1 protein-coding gene is annotated in these 311 nt (G+C 67.2%); it reads left to right on the top strand.

Translation table 11 applies throughout. From position 1 onward, the window contains the following. On the top strand, nucleotides 1–311 hold a 311-nt coding region (locus AADR41_RS42655; RefSeq protein WP_342287843.1), incomplete at both ends, for an acyltransferase domain-containing protein.

Genomic DNA, 311 nt, shown 5'->3' with positions numbered 1-311 from the left:
CGTTGCTGTTCTCGGGTCAGGGCAGTCAGCGTGCGGGGATGGGCCGTGAGCTGTATGAGGCGTTCCCGGTGTTCGCGGCGGCGTTCGACGAGGCCTGTGTCTTCCTGGACCGTGAGCTGGGCCGGGAACTGGGCCAGGGTTCGGTGGGGTCGTTGCGGGACGTGGTGTTCACCCGTCCCGGTGACGAGGCTGCGGGTTTGCTGGATGAGACGGTGTTCACGCAGGCCGGTCTGTTCGCGGTGGAGTCGGCTCTGTTCGCGTTGGTGTCGTGGCTGGGAGTGCGTCCGGACGCGGTGATGGGGCATTCGGTG

This window comes from Streptomyces sp. CLV115, from assembly GCF_038448545.1.
GTDB lineage: Bacteria > Actinomycetota > Actinomycetes > Streptomycetales > Streptomycetaceae > Streptomyces > Streptomyces sanglieri.
The sequence above is the reverse complement of the archived record's forward strand: the minus strand, read 5'-3'. Positions and strand labels throughout refer to the sequence as shown.